Origin of the sequence: Bacillus sp. PS108 (assembly GCF_037963335.1) — a bacterium.
GTDB classification, from domain to species: domain Bacteria; phylum Bacillota; class Bacilli; order Bacillales; family Bacillaceae; genus Bacillus; species Bacillus subtilis.
In genome coordinates this window covers 3817947-3834793 of record NZ_CP150155.1, presented here as the reverse complement: position 1 = coordinate 3834793, position 16847 = coordinate 3817947, and the positions used below count along the sequence as shown (strand labels likewise).

15 protein-coding genes are annotated in these 16847 nt (G+C 43.9%); 12 read left to right on the top strand and 3 right to left on the bottom strand.

Translation table 11 applies throughout. The features are described from left to right. The first annotated feature begins 52 nt into the window (after positions 1-52). Positions 53-1225 (top strand): galactokinase, encoded by a 1173-nt coding sequence (locus tag NSQ16_RS19920; protein WP_110109521.1) that lies wholly within the window; start codon positions 53-55, stop codon positions 1223-1225. Positions 1226-1228: 3 nt separating this feature from the next. After that, the gene (gene galT, locus NSQ16_RS19915; RefSeq protein ID WP_087614791.1) at positions 1229-2770 is read left to right on the top strand and encodes a UDP-glucose--hexose-1-phosphate uridylyltransferase; all 1542 of its coding nucleotides are present in this window, start codon (positions 1229-1231) and stop codon (positions 2768-2770) included. 70 nt (positions 2771-2840) lie between these two features. Here galT and NSQ16_RS19910 read toward each other — a convergent pair whose 3' ends face one another. Then, entirely contained in the window at positions 2841-3086 is a 246-nt protein-coding gene (locus NSQ16_RS19910; RefSeq protein WP_009968363.1) for a GlsB/YeaQ/YmgE family stress response membrane protein, read from the bottom strand. 515 nt (positions 3087-3601) lie between these two features. On the opposite strand from NSQ16_RS19910, the gene qoxA reads away from it, so the two are divergent. The 4 genes from qoxA to qoxD are packed head-to-tail and all read left to right on the top strand — an operon-like array spanning position 3602 to position 7548. Then, positions 3602-4567, top strand: a complete 966-nt coding sequence (qoxA, locus tag NSQ16_RS19905; protein WP_010886637.1) for a cytochrome aa3 quinol oxidase subunit II — start codon at positions 3602-3604, stop codon at positions 4565-4567. 27 nt (positions 4568-4594) lie between these two features. Continuing rightward, entirely contained in the window at positions 4595-6544 is a 1950-nt protein-coding gene (gene qoxB / locus NSQ16_RS19900) for a cytochrome aa3 quinol oxidase subunit I (RefSeq protein ID WP_003227407.1), read from the top strand. 13 nt (positions 6545-6557) lie between these two features. Further along, on the top strand, positions 6558-7172 hold the full coding sequence (gene qoxC / locus NSQ16_RS19895) for a cytochrome aa3 quinol oxidase subunit III (protein ID WP_003227409.1): 615 nt from the start codon (positions 6558-6560) through the stop codon (positions 7170-7172). 1 nt (position 7173) lies between these two features. Further along, complete coding sequence (gene qoxD, locus NSQ16_RS19890) at positions 7174-7548, top strand: cytochrome aa3 quinol oxidase subunit IV (RefSeq protein WP_069837848.1); 375 nt, start codon at positions 7174-7176, stop codon at positions 7546-7548. Positions 7549-7589: 41 nt separating this feature from the next. On the opposite strand, the gene ywcE is transcribed toward qoxD, so the two are convergent. Continuing rightward, the gene (ywcE, locus tag NSQ16_RS19885; RefSeq protein WP_003227411.1) at positions 7590-7853 is read right to left on the bottom strand and encodes a spore morphogenesis/germination protein YwcE; all 264 of its coding nucleotides are present in this window, start codon (positions 7851-7853) and stop codon (positions 7590-7592) included. A 227-nt stretch (positions 7854-8080) separates the two neighbouring features. Between ywcE and NSQ16_RS19880 the strand changes: the two genes are divergently transcribed. From NSQ16_RS19880 to NSQ16_RS19865, 4 genes are all read left to right on the top strand, one after another. After that, positions 8081-9226 carry a GNAT family N-acetyltransferase gene (locus NSQ16_RS19880; protein ID WP_327836298.1) on the top strand — a complete coding sequence of 382 codons (1146 nt, stop codon included), beginning with the start codon at positions 8081-8083 and terminating at the stop codon, positions 9224-9226. Between the two features lie 208 nt (positions 9227-9434). Further along, positions 9435-10619: an FtsW/RodA/SpoVE family cell cycle protein gene (locus tag NSQ16_RS19875; protein WP_230488737.1), complete on the top strand. Its 1185-nt coding sequence runs from the start codon at positions 9435-9437 to the stop codon at positions 10617-10619. A 105-nt stretch (positions 10620-10724) separates the two neighbouring features. Then, positions 10725-11474 (top strand): oxygen-insensitive NADPH nitroreductase, encoded by a 750-nt coding sequence (gene nfsA, locus NSQ16_RS19870; protein WP_017696211.1) that lies wholly within the window; start codon positions 10725-10727, stop codon positions 11472-11474. Positions 11475-11647: 173 nt separating this feature from the next. After that, entirely contained in the window at positions 11648-12649 is a 1002-nt protein-coding gene (locus tag NSQ16_RS19865; protein WP_198878414.1) for an LLM class flavin-dependent oxidoreductase, read from the top strand. 37 nt (positions 12650-12686) lie between these two features. On the opposite strand, the gene vpr is transcribed toward NSQ16_RS19865, so the two are convergent. Next, positions 12687-15107, bottom strand: coding sequence for a serine protease Vpr (gene vpr / locus NSQ16_RS19860; RefSeq protein ID WP_128480849.1), 2421 nt, complete (start codon positions 15105-15107; stop codon positions 12687-12689). 529 nt (positions 15108-15636) lie between these two features. On the opposite strand from vpr, the gene NSQ16_RS19855 reads away from it, so the two are divergent. Together NSQ16_RS19855 and sacT are read left to right on the top strand one after the other, a co-directional pair. After that, positions 15637-15939, top strand: coding sequence for a hypothetical protein (locus NSQ16_RS19855; RefSeq protein WP_003222155.1), 303 nt, complete (start codon positions 15637-15639; stop codon positions 15937-15939). Between the two features lie 39 nt (positions 15940-15978). Continuing rightward, positions 15979-16809 carry a sac operon transcriptional antiterminator SacT gene (gene sacT, locus NSQ16_RS19850; protein ID WP_033883423.1) on the top strand — a complete coding sequence of 277 codons (831 nt, stop codon included), beginning with the start codon at positions 15979-15981 and terminating at the stop codon, positions 16807-16809. Positions 16810-16847: the final 38 nt, after the last annotated feature.

Sequence of the window (16847 nt, the reverse complement as noted above, 5' to 3'; positions counted from 1 at the left end):
TCTATGGAGAAATAAGGGGAATAAAAAATAAAAACCAGAAAGGTGATTGCACATGCGGGAAGAGCTAAAGGGGATATTTGCAAGTGTATTCGGAGAAAAAGAGGGGTTACGGTTTTTTTTCGCACCTGGAAGAGTGAATCTGATTGGAGAACATACAGACTATAACGGCGGGCATGTCTTTCCGTGCGCGCTGACAATGGGTACATATGCTGCTGTTGCAGAAAGAAAAGACGGGGTTGTCCGGATGTATTCAGACAACTTTAAAGACGCGGGGATCAAGGAATGCAGCCTTGACGACATTCGCTATCAAAAAGAAGAAGACTGGGCGAACTACCCAAAAGGCGTTATTTATGAATTTCAACAGAGGGGATATGCAGTTCCCCATGGCTTTGACATTGTATTTTCAGGGAATATTCCAAACGGGGCGGGGCTGTCGTCTTCCGCTTCTATTGAACTGCTGATGGGGGTCGTGCTCCAAAGCTATTTTCATCCTGAAGTAGATGCGCTTGAGCTTGTGAAAATGGCGCAGCATGCGGAAAACCATTTTATCGGCGTCAATTGCGGAATTATGGACCAATTTGCAATTGGAATGGGGAAAAAACATCATGCGATGCTGCTGAACTGTGACACGCTTGACTATGAATATAGCAAACTCAATGTCTCAGGCCTCGCGCTGGTTATCGCGAACACGAACAAAAAAAGGACATTGGCTGACTCCAGCTATAATACGAGACGCCAAGAATGCAATAATGCATTGCTTGATCTGAAAAAAGGCCTCGATATTGCCGCACTGGGCGACATCAAGCCTTCTGATTTCGATGCGCATTCCAGCCTGATCCAAAATGAAACGAACAGACGCCGGGCAAAGCACGCTGTATACGAAAATCATCGTGCTATTAAGACGGCCCATATGTTCAAAGAGAACAATATAGATGAAATCGGGCAGTTAATGAAGGAATCCCACCTTTCATTGAAGGATGACTATGAAGTAACATGCCCTGAACTTGATGAGCTTGTGTTTGCGGCATGGGATCACGAAGGTGTAATTGGATCAAGAATGACGGGAGCAGGCTTTGGCGGCTGCACCATCAGCATTGTAAAAGATGAGTTCGTTGATGATTTTATTCAGAAGGTTGGAGACAGATATCAAGAAAAAACAGGGCTCCGAGCGGACTTTTATGTCGCGGATATCGGAGAGGGAGCGAGAGAACTAAAGGGGGAGTGACATATGAGTATTATTGAACATCTGGAACAGCTGCTTGAGTATGGCCTGGAACGAAAATTGATTTCGATCTGGGATCGGGAATATACGAGAAACCGTCTTTATGAAGCGCTGGGCATCACACATCCCGAGCCGAACTCCAGCACCAGCATCAAGCAGTCACAAAGCCTGCCGGACTTGCTAGCTCCCATCTATAAATGGGCTGCCGAAACCGGCCGAATGGAAGCGGATACAGATACGTACCGTGACCTGCTCAGCGCAAAGCTGATGGGCTGTTTTGTGCCTGCCCCGTCCGAGGTCATTCGCAAATTTGAAGAGACAAAAGCATTATACGGCCCAAAACAGGCGACAAAGGAATTCTATCAATATTCAGAGGATGTCTATTATATACGGACTGACAGAATCGCCAAAAATGTTCATTGGACGGTGCCGACCGAATATGGCGAGCTGGAAATGACCATTAACCTATCAAAGCCTGAAAAGGACCCGAAAGCGATTGCGGCTGCAAAAGAGCAGGAACAGACAAATTATCCGATGTGTTTGCTGTGTAAAGAAAATGTCGGCTTCGAGGGAAGCGTGAATCATCCAGCCCGGCAAAATCACAGAATCATTCCGGTCATCCTTGAGGACGAACAATGGTTCCTGCAATTCTCGCCATATGTCTATTATCCGGAGCACTGCATTGTCTTAAAAGGTGAACATGAACCGATGGAGATCAGCAAAAAAACATTTGAAAGGCTGCTGTCATTTCTTGGCCAATATCCGCATTATTTTATCGGTTCAAACGCGGATCTGCCGATTGTCGGCGGCAGCATCCTAAGCCATGATCATTTCCAAGGCGGCGCGCATGATTTTCCAATGGCACGTGCAGAAGCGGAAGACGTTTATGAATTAAACGATTATCCCGGCGTGTCGCTGGGCTTAGTGAAGTGGCCGATGTCTGTGCTCAGGCTCCAAGGAGACGAACCGGGTCATGTCGCCGAAGCTGCTGACCATATCTTCCGCACGTGGCAGACGTATTCCGATGAAAAAGCCGGCATTGCCGCCTATACAGGCGATACGCCCCATAATACGGTCACACCGATTGCACGGCGCAGGGGAGGCTTGTACGAACTCGATATCGTACTGAGGAACAACCGGACGGATGAGGAGCATCCATTAGGGATATTTCATCCCCATAAGGAAGTTCACCATATTAAAAAAGAAAATATCGGCCTGATTGAGGTCATGGGATTGGCGATATTGCCGGGCCGCTTACAGGAGGAAATGAAAGAAACGGCAGCGGCGCTATGCTCTGCTGATCCGAAAACAGCTTTAGAACAAAATCCGCTCACGGCAAAACATAGTGAGTGGGCTATTCGGATGATGGAAAAAAGAACCATAACAAAAGAGAATGCAGATCTAGTCATAAAAGAAGAGCTGGGACATGTATTCGCTCGCATTCTTGAACACGCCGGTGTGTTTAAACAGACAACAGAAGGAAAACAAGCCTTCAGAAGGTTTATCGACCAGTTGGGCGCCAAACCAGTCAAAAGCCTCAACCGCTAGGGTTGAGGCTTTTTCGATTTTTATGGCAAAACAAACACCCAAAGCGCTGACGCTTCGGGTGCTGCTGCTTTTATCCTCTTTTTCTGGTTAACAGGCTTACTAGAAAGACAACAATGGCTGCGCCAATTACCGCTGGAATAATGGCAAATCCCGCTAGGTGCGGCCCCCATGTTCCAAGCAGCCCGTGTCCGATCCAGGCGCCAATAAGACCTGCGATCATAGACCCGATAATTCCTCCGGGCATATCTCCTTTTACAAACAGGCTTCCAAGCCATCCGATAATAATAGCGACGATAAGTGAAATAAGAAAACTCATCATGCAACACATCCTATTTTTTATTTATTTGCTTATATCATTCCTCTTTTTTGTATAAGATAAACAACTGGATGCTCTCATAAAAAAATACGGACAATTCAGAGCATATTGGCTCTTCATTGCGCCTTTTCTTTCAATATTTGATGCGTTAAAATGGTAACCGTGTGAAAAGATGCTAGACAAGGAAAAAATAATTCCTATCTAGAAAGTTTAACAAAATGAAATTTTTGATTGACCTAAGTTTTTTATTGTGGTAAACCTTAATTTGTCAGAATTAGTTCTTCATCATCTTTCTTTACTTTATATGCGGAAATAACTAGAAACTTTTCATCTTAAGCGATAGATGTGAATAAAGTTGGAGCAATTTTTGTCGATTTTATGACATTTAAGCGAAAATGGGATGAAGTTTATAAAAAAATAAAGCTAATAAGTGAAGTTTTTGATAGCATAACAAAGTAGAGAAAAGATTTTGAGGAAGTATGCACTTCAGATTTATTACATCAATAGGAAGGATGGTGATCTTCTTGTTCAGAGCATTAAAACCGTTGCTTGTATTAGCGCTGTTAACTGTGGTTTTCGTCCTTGGGGGATGCAGCAATGCTTCAGTACTAGATCCGAAAGGACCTGTAGCTGAACAGCAAAGTGATTTAATCCTGTTATCTATCGGATTTATGCTGTTTATCGTCGGGGTCGTCTTTGTTCTATTTACCATTATTTTAGTAAAATACCGCGACCGTAAAGGCAAAGATAATGGATCTTATAACCCAGAAATTCACGGTAACACGTTTTTAGAAGTAGTCTGGACAGTGATCCCAATTTTAATCGTCATTGCACTTTCTGTGCCAACAGTACAGACGATATATTCGTTAGAAAAAGCTCCTGAAGCAACAAAAGACAAAGAGCCTCTTGTTGTTTATGCTACTTCGGTAGACTGGAAATGGGTATTTAGCTACCCTGAACAGGATATTGAAACGGTCAACTACTTAAACATTCCTGTCGACCGCCCGATCTTGTTCAAAATCTCATCTGCAGATTCAATGGCTTCGCTATGGATTCCTCAGCTTGGAGGGCAAAAATATGCGATGGCAGGAATGCTGATGGATCAATACTTACAGGCTGACAAAGTGGGTACTTACGAAGGCCGCAACGCGAACTTCACAGGTGAACATTTTGCAGACCAAGAGTTTGATGTGAATGCAGTCACAGAAAAAGACTTTAACAGCTGGGTGAAAAAGACTCAGAACGAGGCTCCTAAGCTGACAAAAGAGAAGTATGATGAATTGATGCTTCCTGAAAATGTGGACGAATTAACGTTCTCTTCTACTCACTTGAAATACGTTGATCACGGACAAGACGCTGAGTACGCGATGGAGGCGCGCAAACGCCTTGGCTATCAAGCCGTTTCACCGCACTCTAAAACAGATCCGTTTGAAAACGTAAAGAAAAACGAATTTAAGAAGTCTGATGATACAGAAGAATGATATTGATCAGGAAAGGAGGAAGCCTGCATGAAATTCAAATGGGACGAATTTTTCGTAACTGGTGACCCATTAATTCTGGGCGCACAAGTTTCCATTGCGCTTTCAACCATTGCCATTATTTTTGTACTGACTTACTTCAAAAAGTGGAAATGGCTGTGGTCTGAATGGATAACTACTGTTGACCATAAAAAACTCGGAATCATGTACATTATATCTGCTGTAATAATGTTATTCCGCGGCGGTGTCGACGGTCTGATGATGCGTGCCCAGCTAGCGCTTCCGAATAACAGTTTTTTAGACTCAAACCACTATAATGAAATTTTTACAACTCACGGTACAATCATGATCATCTTCATGGCGATGCCGTTCTTAATCGGTCTTATTAACGTTGTTGTGCCTCTTCAAATCGGTGCCCGCGACGTTGCGTTCCCTTACTTGAACAACCTGAGCTTCTGGACGTTCTTTGTAGGGGCGATGCTTTTCAATATTTCTTTCGTTATCGGAGGTTCTCCGAACGCAGGCTGGACGAGTTATATGCCGCTTGCAAGTAACGACATGAGCCCTGGGCCGGGTGAGAACTACTACCTCCTCGGACTTCAGATTGCCGGTATCGGTACCCTGATGACAGGGATCAACTTTATGGTAACAATCTTAAAAATGAGAACAAAAGGCATGACATTAATGCGTATGCCAATGTTCACATGGACAACACTGATCACAATGGTTATTATCGTGTTTGCTTTCCCTGTACTTACAGTAGCATTAGCACTTTTATCATTTGATCGTTTGTTCGGCGCTCACTTTTTCACATTGGAAGCAGGCGGTATGCCGATGCTTTGGGCTAACTTGTTCTGGATTTGGGGACATCCTGAAGTATATATCGTTATTCTTCCGGCGTTTGGTATTTTCTCAGAAATCATCTCAAGCTTTGCAAGAAAACAATTGTTTGGTTACAAAGCGATGGTTGGTTCTATTATCGCCATCTCTGTATTGAGTTTCTTAGTTTGGACTCACCACTTCTTCACAATGGGGAACAGTGCGTCCGTTAACTCATTCTTCTCAATTACGACAATGGCAATCTCAATCCCAACCGGGGTTAAAATCTTTAACTGGCTCTTTACAATGTATAAAGGCCGAATCAGCTTTACAACACCTATGCTGTGGGCGCTTGCGTTCATTCCTAACTTCGTTATCGGCGGGGTTACAGGGGTTATGCTTGCGATGGCAGCAGCGGATTATCAATACCATAATACGTACTTCCTTGTATCTCACTTCCACTATGTGCTGATCGCAGGTACTGTATTTGCTTGTTTCGCCGGATTTATTTTCTGGTATCCAAAAATGTTCGGCCACAAGCTGAACGAAAGAATCGGAAAATGGTTCTTCTGGATCTTTATGATCGGGTTCAATATTTGTTTCTTCCCGCAATATTTCTTGGGGCTTCAAGGCATGCCTCGCCGTATTTACACATACGGACCGAATGACGGCTGGACAACATTGAACTTTATCTCAACAGTCGGAGCTTTCATGATGGGCGTAGGATTCTTAATCCTTTGCTATAACATCTACTACAGCTTCCGTTACTCTACTCGTGAAATCAGCGGAGATTCATGGGGTGTGGGACGTACGCTTGATTGGGCGACTTCTTCTGCGATTCCGCCGCATTACAACTTTGCGGTGCTTCCTGAAGTCAAATCTCAAGATGCATTCCTGCATATGAAAGAAGAAAAAACTGAATTATACCCTGAAAGTAAATTCAAGAAAATCCATATGCCAAGCAACTCAGGCAGACCGTTCTTTATGTCTGTTGCCTTCGGTCTTGCAGGCTTTGGACTTGTCTTTGAATGGTACTGGATGGGCGTAGTCGGATTGATCGGAGTCCTGCTCTGCATGGTTCTGCGTTCATTCGAATACGACAACGGCTACTACATTAGTGTTGATGAAATAAAAGAGACGGAAAGAAAGATTTCCGAATAAGGAGGCGTGAGTTATGGAACATGCAGAACACGGCAATTCTAACGCGCCTATGGAATATCAATCTGAAACCGGCAGACTTAATATTCTCGGGTTTTGGATCTTTTTAGGGGCAGAAATTGTGTTGTTCTCAACACTATTTGCAACCTTCTTCGTTCTTAAAAACAGAACAGCTGGAGGTGTCTTGCCAGACGAACTATTTGAAGTCAATCTGGTAATGATTATGACGTTCTTGCTGCTGATCAGCAGCTTTACCTGCGGGATCGCTGTTCATGAAATGCGCCGCGGAAGTTTAAAAGGCGTAGTCATTTGGACAATTATCACTCTTCTTCTCGGTGCCGGCTTCGTCGGATGCGAGATCAACGAGTTTGTTCACTATGTACATGAAGGAGCGGCTCTCAGTACAAGTGCGTTCTGGTCTGGATTCTTTGTTTTACTTGGAACTCACGGAACTCACGTAACAATCGGGATTTTCTGGATCACAGGAATTCTGATTCAGTTGAAGAAACGCGGCTTAACTCCGCAAACTTCATCTAAAATCTTTATCTCAAGCTTGTACTGGCACTTCTTAGATGTTGTATGGATTTTCATCTTTACAGGTGTCTATCTCATGGGATTGGGGGGTCTGTAAAATGGCAAACAAATCTGCTGAACACAGTCACTTTCCATGGAAACACATTGTAGGTTTTATCCTGTCTATCGTTTTGACCCTGCTGGCTCTATGGGTTGCAGTTTATACTGAATTGAGTCCATCAGCAAAACTTTGGATTATCTTCGGCTTCGCCTTCATTCAGGCGGCGCTGCAGCTTCTCATGTTCATGCATATGACAGAGAGCGAAAACGGCACGATCCAAGTCGGAAACACGCTGTTCGGATTCTTTGGCGCGATCGTTATCGTACTTGGATCCATCTGGATTTTCGCGGCTCACTATCACCATGGTGACCATATGGACGGAAATCCTCCTGGAGGCGCTGAACACTCAGAGCATTCAGGCCATAACGAATAATACAAAAACCCTCTTCATTGGAAGAGGGTTTTTTGCTGTCTTCAGCTGCTTCGCTTTCTGCGAAGATACGGAAGGCCGTAAATGATAAATGCAGCGATATGAGCGACAATGACGTTGACGGCAAACAAGATAATCATGAGAGTGTGTCCAAGTGGAGAAAGGCTTTCTGTTGCGTAAAAGAAGAAGAATACCCACATTAAGATGATTGGCGGAATAGCTGAAAGTGCGACTTTTTTGTTATCAAGCCAAATAAAGAGAGGCGTTGCGCTGGCAACCAATAAGTAAGCAAAAAACATGTCCATCATACCCGTCTCCTTTCATTTTGTGATAACGTTTACAAAAATGAAATAGAGGAACTGAGTTGTGTCTGTTTTGTGGTTGTTTTGTGAACATTCTGTTACAATTATTATACCATGTTTTCCAGAAATTGATACACATTTTCGTTAAAATGAGTTAGACCTATTGTCTTATTTTTATGCTTTATAAGATAGGAGATTGTACGGAGCTTTCTTTTAGAACAGGGGGAATGTAGATGTATCAGGTAATAAAGCTTGAAAAAGAAGACTGGCGGGAAGTAATCAGTATGTCTGAATATGCTTTTCAGAAAGAACTTAGTGTTGAGGAACGAGAAGAGAAAGTAAAAGCTTTAGAGAACCATTACATCATCGGAATCAAAGAACAAGAGAAGCTCCTTTCTAAGCTTCACATCATTCCCTTTTCTGTCATGCTGGAAGAGCAGGAGATGAAGATGGGAGGTATTGCCGGGGTAGCAACCTGGCCTGAATACAGAAGAAAAGGAACAGTAAAGGAACTTATTCTAGACGCTCTAACGGTTATGAAGAAAAGAAACCAAACCATCAGCTTTTTGCATCCGTTCCTGATCTCCTTTTACCGCAAATTTGGCTGGGAACTCTGTTTCTATCAAAAACGCCTGACTTACCTTAAAGAACAGTTTCAAAAACTAGGCGATGCCCCCGGGGACGTGAGGAGGCTTCAAAAGGATGAAACAGATGCAGTGAATGCCATCTATAATCAGTACAGAACGAAGCATAATGGGCTGATGAAGCGTTCAAAGGAGCATTGGACAGAGAAGATCCATGGAATGAAAGCTATGTACATCTCTGAAGATGGGGTGCCCTGTGGATATCTTGTGTATGACATCAAAAATAAAACGATGAGAGTTGAGGAATTTGTTTATTTGAACAGAGAGGCACAGAGGGGCTTGTGGAATTTTATTTGCCAGCATGATTCGATGCTAAATGAAGCGGAACTGACTGTACGGATGGAGGAAGATCTTGATTTTTTAACTGCCGAACCCCGGGTCAAACAAGAGATATATCCTTATAGTATGACGCGCATCGTTGACGTTGAAGGTTTTTTACGGGAATATCCAAAATCTCGGGTAACAGCTCCCTTTGACTTTAAGGTAACGGATCAATGGGCACCGTGGAATCAACAGACTTTCCGCGTCGATTCGCAGCAGGTGCAGATCGTTCCAGAAGAGTCATCTGACCATCTAATAGAATGCAGCATATCTTCTTTAACCGCTTTCTTCCTAGGCGCCAGAAGTGCCCGTTTCCTTTTTGAAGCAGGCATGATAAAAGGGCCGGTATCGGAAATCAAACGGCTTGATGACGACTTTCAACTAAAACCTCCATTTCTTATGGATTTCTTTTAACCCCTTATTTAAAAGGGGTTTTTTTATTTGAAAAGTTTTGTGTCAATCGAAACATTTCGGTTTATCATACGTCATATTTCGTGTAGCTGAAAAGCGCCACAAGTGCGGAAAAAACTTAAAAGGAAGCGAGCTTCACGTGTCATCTTGAACGTGGTTCATGTATAATAAACATTAGTGATTTTCCGATGAAAATGTAAGGCGGGATAGAATGAGTCGATATAAGAAACAGCAAAGCCCCTTTTACCAGGGGGATTTGATTTTTATATTTGGTGTGTTTTTTATTATAAGCGTATTGGCGATTTATGCTGCCGGTCAGTTTGGGCAGTATGGAGATAATGCCTGGACGAAACAAATTATTTATTATGCTTTGGGGGCTATCGCTATTTCGGTGCTGCTGTATTTTGATTTGGAGCAGCTTGAAAAACTTAGTTTATATGTATTTTTATTTGGGATTTTGCTTCTCTTGATATTGAGAGTCAGTCCTGAGTCTATTGCACCAGTGAAAAACGGCGCAAAAAGCTGGTTTCAGTTTGGTTCTGTAACGTTACAGCCCTCTGAATTTATGAAAATCGGGCTCATGATGATGGTAGCCTCAGTGATTTCAAAAGCAAGCCCTAAAAAAATCCGAACGCTCAGAGATGATGTGCATCTTTTGCTTAAGATTGCAGGTGTATCGGTAGTGCCGATTGGACTTATCCTTCTTCAGGATGCTGGTACAGCTGGAATATGTATGTTTATTGTGATTGTCATGATCTTTATGTCAGGAGTAAACTGGAAGCTGATCGCAATCATTGGTGGTTCAGGTATCTTATTTATTTCTCTTATCTTGTTAGTGATGATTAATTTTCCTGATGCTGCTAAATCAGTGGGGATACAAGAATATCAAATAAAAAGGGTAACATCCTGGGTTTCTGATACAAATGGAACAACTCAGGAAGACGCAAATAGCAGCTGGCAGGTTGATCAGGCCGTTATGGCCATCGGCTCAGGCGGCATTGTGGGAAATGGAGTTCACAATTTAAAGGTGTATGTACCAGAAGGACAGACCGATTTTATCTTCGCCATTTTAGGTGAGTCATTTGGCTTTATAGGCTGTGCAATTGTTGTCATCATGTTCTTCTTTTTAATCTACAGGCTTGTCGTTCTGATAGACAAAATACATCCGTTTAACCGTTTCGCTTCTTTCTTTTGCGTTGGCTATACGGCGTTAATTGTGATCCACACATTCCAGAATATCGGAATGAACATCGGCATTATGCCTGTTACCGGGATTCCGCTGCTGTTTGTCAGCTATGGGGGAAGCTCGACACTTTCCACGTTAATCGGATTTGGAATTGTATATAATGCAAGTGTGCAGCTGACGAAATACAGAAGTTATCTTTTTAATTCTTAATATGCAGACAGCCTTTACAGAGGCTGTCTTTTTTTGTTCAGAGCATTTCGCTTTTGAGATCACTTTTTTTCGGATATGATAAAAAGTGATAAGGAGGTTTTTGTGATGAATAACACAATCGAAACCATTTTGAATCATCGGTCAATCCGGTCTTTTACTGATCAGCTTTTGACAGCTGAAGAAATTGATACATTAGTGAAAAGTGCGCAGGCTGCGTCTACATCCAGCTATGTGCAGGCATATTCGATTATCGGGGTTTCTGATCCTGAGAAAAAACGTGAGCTGTCCGTGCTTGCTGGGAATCAGCCTTACGTTGAGAAGAACGGACACTTTTTTGTATTTTGTGCGGATTTGTACCGCCATCAAAAACTGGCTGAGGAAAAAGGTGAACATATTTCTGAGCTGCTCGAGAATACAGAAATGTTTATGGTTAGCTTGATTGATGCGGCGCTGGCAGCGCAAAATATGAGCATTGCCGCTGAATCCATGGGGCTTGGCATTTGCTATATCGGTGGCATTCGGAATGAACTGGACAAGGTGACAGAGGTGCTGCAAACGCCTGATCATGTGCTCCCGCTTTTCGGACTGGCAGTAGGCCATCCTGCGAACCTTTCTGGCAAAAAACCAAGATTGCCAAAGCAGGCCGTTTATCATGAGAATACGTATAATGTGAACACAGACGATTTCCGTCATACTATGAATACGTATGACAAAACCATTTCTGATTACTATAGAGAAAGAACAAACGGGCAGCGGGAAGAAACGTGGTCCGATCAAATACTGAACTTTATGAAGCAAAAGCCGCGTACGTATTTAAATGACTACGTGAAAGAAAAGGGCTTTAATAAAAACTAAAGCAAACCTCTCCGTCTGGAGGGGTTTTTATGTTTCACGTGTAACATATTCCGACAAATAGGATCATGCTTTCACAAATAAATGGCGAATGATAGGGGACACTGATAAGCAGTGTGAGCGGCTTTGGAGAAAAAATAGGGGATCAGTGATACGATGAGGATGAGGTGGTAGGGATGGTTTCATTAAGTATATTAGATCAATCTCCAGTATCAGAGGGCAGCAATGCAGAAACGGCCTTACAGCAAACCGTTGCGCTTGCCCAAGCTGCTGAGGACCTTGGATATAAGAGATTTTGGGTTTCTGAGCATCACTTTTCAAAACGGCTGGCAGGGTCCAGTCCTGAGGTGCTAATCAGTCATATAGCGGCGAAAACAAAGCGAATCCGTGTTGGATCAGGAGGAGTCATGCTGCCGCATTACAGTGCTTATAAAGTAGCTGAAAACTTTCGTGTTCTGGAGGGGCTGACACCAGGAAGAATTGACCTGGGGCTTGGCAGAGCACCGGGGGGAATGCCGATTGCATCATGGGCGCTTAATGACGGCGGTAAGCGCAATGCTGATCAGTATCCGCAGCAAATTAAGGAGCTGACCATGTATTTGCATGATTTGGCGGATGACAAACACCGTTTTCCGAATCTGACCGCTGCGCCGCATATTTCAACGGCTCCGGATGTGTGGCTGCTCGGCTCATCTGGAGAAAGCGCGCTGCTCGCAGCTGAATCTGGCGCTGGCTATATGTTTGCCCATTTTATCAATGGAGAGGGCGGAGAGGGTACTGTCAGACAGTATAAGAGACGATTCAAACCGTCTGTGTTAGGAGATACGCCTCGAGCGGCAGTTGCTGTTTTTGTTCTTTGTGCTGACACGGAGGAGAAGGCAGAGGAGCTTGAGGCTGTGCTTGATTTTACACTTTTGGCGGGAGAGCAGGGTATTCCTTTAGAGGGAGTTCCTTCGTATGAAGCTGTTCGGAAAAATACGTATTCTCCTTATGAACAGAGACGAATTGCTGATAATCGAAATCGAATGATTGTTGGTACGAAAGAACAGGTTAAGGAGCGGCTGTTAGCTTTGAGTAAAGCGTATGAAACAGAGGAAATCATGGTGGTGACCATCACGCATCATTTTGAAGATAAGCTCCGATCGTATCGATTATTGCAGGAGGCGTTTGCTGACTGATCTTTAAAAAGCCCTGCCGATTGGGCAGGGCTTTTTCTTATTCAACAGTGAAAGGTTCTTCGGTCAAAACCTGGCTTGACTTGCCTTTGTTCGCGGCATATGCGAGCAAGTAATACTCTCCGGCCGGAAGTTTGGTTCCGCCATTAATCGTGCCATCCCAGTCAAAGTACTGGTAACCTTTATCTTGGTTTTTATAAATGCCGGCTTGGCCGGCGAAATCAAGGTTGCTGTCATAGACGAGGAACGCCAGCTCTTCCGCTCCCGCAGGAAGGTAGGTTTCAATTTGATAGGTACCTTGTACAGACCCTTCGCTGACAGAGACAGATGTGACTCTCGGATAATCGGGCTCTTTCACAATCAGCAATGTAGGTACCTTAGCGACCGTTTTTCCGCCTTCTCTGACGATAACCGTTCCTTCATAGGTGCCAGCTTTTGTTTTCTTCGTATTGACCTTTACTTTTGCAGTGGCTTTCCCGGTTTGATGTGCCGGAATCACAACACGGCTTGTGCCGGATGTGGAAATGCCGCTGCCATTAAATGAGTATTCAAGTGTGTATGACTTTCTAATGGAAGATTGATTTTCAATCGTAAACGTTTCATTTTTTGTTTCGTTTCCGTTTTCCTTCAAGAACGTGCCGTATGAATAGCTTCCAGGTGAGACGAGCGAATCGGCTTTGATTGCGTTCATGATTCTTGCGCTGCCTGCGCCTTGAGCGTTATGCGGATATACTTCCCCATCGCTATCCTTTAAAGTGACAGCGGTATTCATGATGATGGCTTTAATCTGTTCAACGCTCCACTTTGGTTTGGCTTGTTTAATAACGGCAACCGCTCCGGCAATATGAGGCGATGCCATGCTTGTTCCTTGTTTTGATCCGTAGCCGTATGGATGGTCAGGATCGTGTGTTGGGATCGTGCTCACGATATTGACCCCTGGCGCGGAAATATCAGGCTTAATCATCCACGTATCCATAACAGGACCGCGTGATGAGAAATCAGCGACTTGTTCACCGAGCGCTTTTGAGACCGTCAACTTGAATGTTGTTTTTGTCTCACCAGCTTTCAGGGCGCTGACGAGTTTTTCGCCGTCTTCTAATGAAAGCTTAATCGTTGGGACAGACATGCCTGGCACATTGGCTTCAATTTCTCCAGAGAGATTGTTATACACAACCATGCCGATGGCACCGGCTTTTTTAGCGTTATCCGCTTTATCCACAAATGCAATGCTGCCTCGTTTGACAACGGCGACTTTGCCTGTCAGGTCTTTCCCTTCAAAATCCTTTTCTTCGCCGATTCCCGCTTCGACAAGCTCAACTTCTTTGTTATTGAGCGCTTTGACGTCGTCCTCTTTGTTATAGCCCATCACTTTTGCTGAAGAATAGGAGCCGAAAGTGACGGCGTATTCATTGAGCGGCAGCTGAGTCGCACCGACAGAAATCGCTTCTCTGGATGTGCCCGGCGATCCGACTGTCCAGCCGTTCGGTCCGCTGTTGCCGTTTGAGGTAACAGCGACAACGCCTTCTGACATGGCCCAGTCAAGCGCTGTGCTTGTCGCCCAGTCCGGGTTGTTTAAAGAGTTTCCGAGAGACAGGTTCATCACATCTGCCCCGTCCTGCACTGCACGTTCCACACCGGCGATGACGTTTTCCGTTGTGCCGCTTCCGCCAGGCCCTAACACACGATAAGCAAGAAGTGTGGCATCAGGCGCTACGCCTTTAATTGTTCCGTTTGCAGCCACAGTTCCGGCTACGTGTGTGCCGTGGTCAGTCGCTCCGCCCCTTGGATCGCCTGTTGGTGTTTCTTTTGGATCGTAATCATTGTCTACAAAATCGTATCCTTTATATTGTCCAAAGTTTTTCTTCAGATCTGGGTGATTGTATTCAACCCCAGTGTCAATTATCGCCACCTTAATGCCTTTTCCTGTGTAGCCTAAATCCCATGCATCGTTTGCTCCGATATAAGGCGCACTGTCATCCATTTGCGGAGATACGGCGTCTTCGGAGATTGTGACGTCTTTATCCTTCATATTGTCTGTTTTATATGTGACGTTCGGGTACACTGCCTTAACGTCTTTTACCGCGAGAAGTTTTGGAATCTCATTAGCTGGGAGCTTCATAGAGAAGCCTGAAAATACCTGCTCATATTCCCGGTTTACTTTTCCGTTTTTCACCGCTTTGATTGCTTTATTTTTTGCTTTGGTGCGAGCGGTTTTCAGCTTGCTTTTCGATTGGCTTTCTCCCGCTTCCTTCGCTTCTGCCAAGGATTTTTCTTTTAATTCCACTATAACGGTTGTTTTTTTGCTTGTCGTCATATCGATATCACCGAATACCTCGGCTTTTTCCAGATCAGCCGACGTTTTTGAAGAAGCCGGAGCTGCCTGGACGCCCGTAATACCTGTGGATAACGCAAAAAATAAGACGAAACTTACAAGCAGAAAGCGAATGATCCCCTTTTTCAATGTGTTTCCCCCTTTGTATTTAGAAAAAATGTGAAAGATCTAGTATATATTTCTTGAAAATTCAAAAAAATCCTTGTGTCATTTGGACCATTTATTGGATTTCGTTTGTGTATAACGAAGGAGTTATACACAGAACCCTGTGTATAAGTGAATAAACCTGTGTATATATATAGTTAGGAATATACGTTCGTATACAAAATATAGATAGAGTTTGTGGACATGTGGATATCTCTTGTGATTAAGTTGTTCTTATCTTTGGGATAACTTGTGTATAAAGTTTTTAAAGCGGTTCTCCAATTTTCATTTCAATTCTTTCAGCTTTCAACAAAACTTCTAAAAACTAGTTGGTTTTTTCACTCATATTGTGACAAAGAATTCTCTTTCCACGGTCTATCATAGAGTCATGAGTTTTGCTAGAGCTGCTAGTTTGCGAGAAAAGAAATCGGCCGTCTTTTCTTGCGGGCTGCGGCTGAGAAAACGGGCTGCTAAAAAGGCTGCCTGCCAAAAAGAAGCGGAGGGATGTTTTTCTATGAAACGTTTGCTTGTATCTTTACGGGTGTGGATGGTCTTTTTGATGAACTGGGTGACGCCGGACAGAAAAACTGCGGCTGCCGCGGTCTATTCGGCTCAGCGTACATACCAAAGAAAGGCGGCTGTGCAGGCCGCAGGACTCGTTTCGTTTTATGAGTGGCGGATGGCTGTGAATGAGGAAGAAAAGCAGAAAGCGAAAGCCGCCGCGCTTTATAAAAGAAGATGTTTGCAAGCCTTCAAGGAATCGCCAAAGCAGGAGAGAGCGGGCCCGCATCTTTACATGGCGGTCAAAAGGAGGTAAAATCCCAGTCAAAAGCAAATTGGCGGGAGAGATAACCTCTTGAAAATCTATAAAGTATTAAACAACAATGCGGCTTTAATAAAAGAGGATGATCAGGAAAAAATCGTGATGGGACCGGGAATCGCTTTTCAAAAAAAGAAAAATGATCTCATCCCTATGAATAAAGTGGAAAAAATCTTTGTCGTGCGCGACGAGAATGAAAAATTCAAACAAATCCTGCAAACACTGCCGGAGGAGCATATAGAAATAGCTGAGGATATCATCAGCTATGCGGAAGGAGAGCTCGCGGCGCCGCTGAGCGATCACATTCATATTGCGCTTTCCGACCATTTGTCCTTTGCGATCGAAAGGATTCAAAATGGGCTGCTTGTGCAGAATAAATTGCTGCATGAGATAAAGGCGCTCTATAAAAAAGAATACGAGATCGGCCTGTGGGCGATCGGACATGTAAAAGAGACATTGGGCGTGTCTCTGCCTGAAGATGAAGCGGGTTATATTGCCCTTCACATCCATACGGCGAAGATGGATGCGGAGAGCATGTATTCGGCGCTGAAGCATACGACCATGATCAAAGAAATGATAGAGAAAATAGAACAATACTTTAATCGAAAGGTGGATGAAAACAGCATTTCCTATCAACGCCTTGTCACGCATTTGCGATACGCGGTCAGCCGGTTGGAATCAAATGAAGCGCTCCATCGTATGGACGAGGAGATGCTTTATTTCATCCAAAAAAAGTATTCATTCGCCTATCAATGTGCGCTGGAGCTGGCGGAGTTTTTGAAAAATGAATATCAATTACATTTGCCGGAAACCGAGGCCGGCTATATCACGCTGCATGTCCAGCGTCTTCAAGATCTCTCGGAATAACCGATTTGACTTGCAGGGAGTGATCTCTGGAAGTTTTT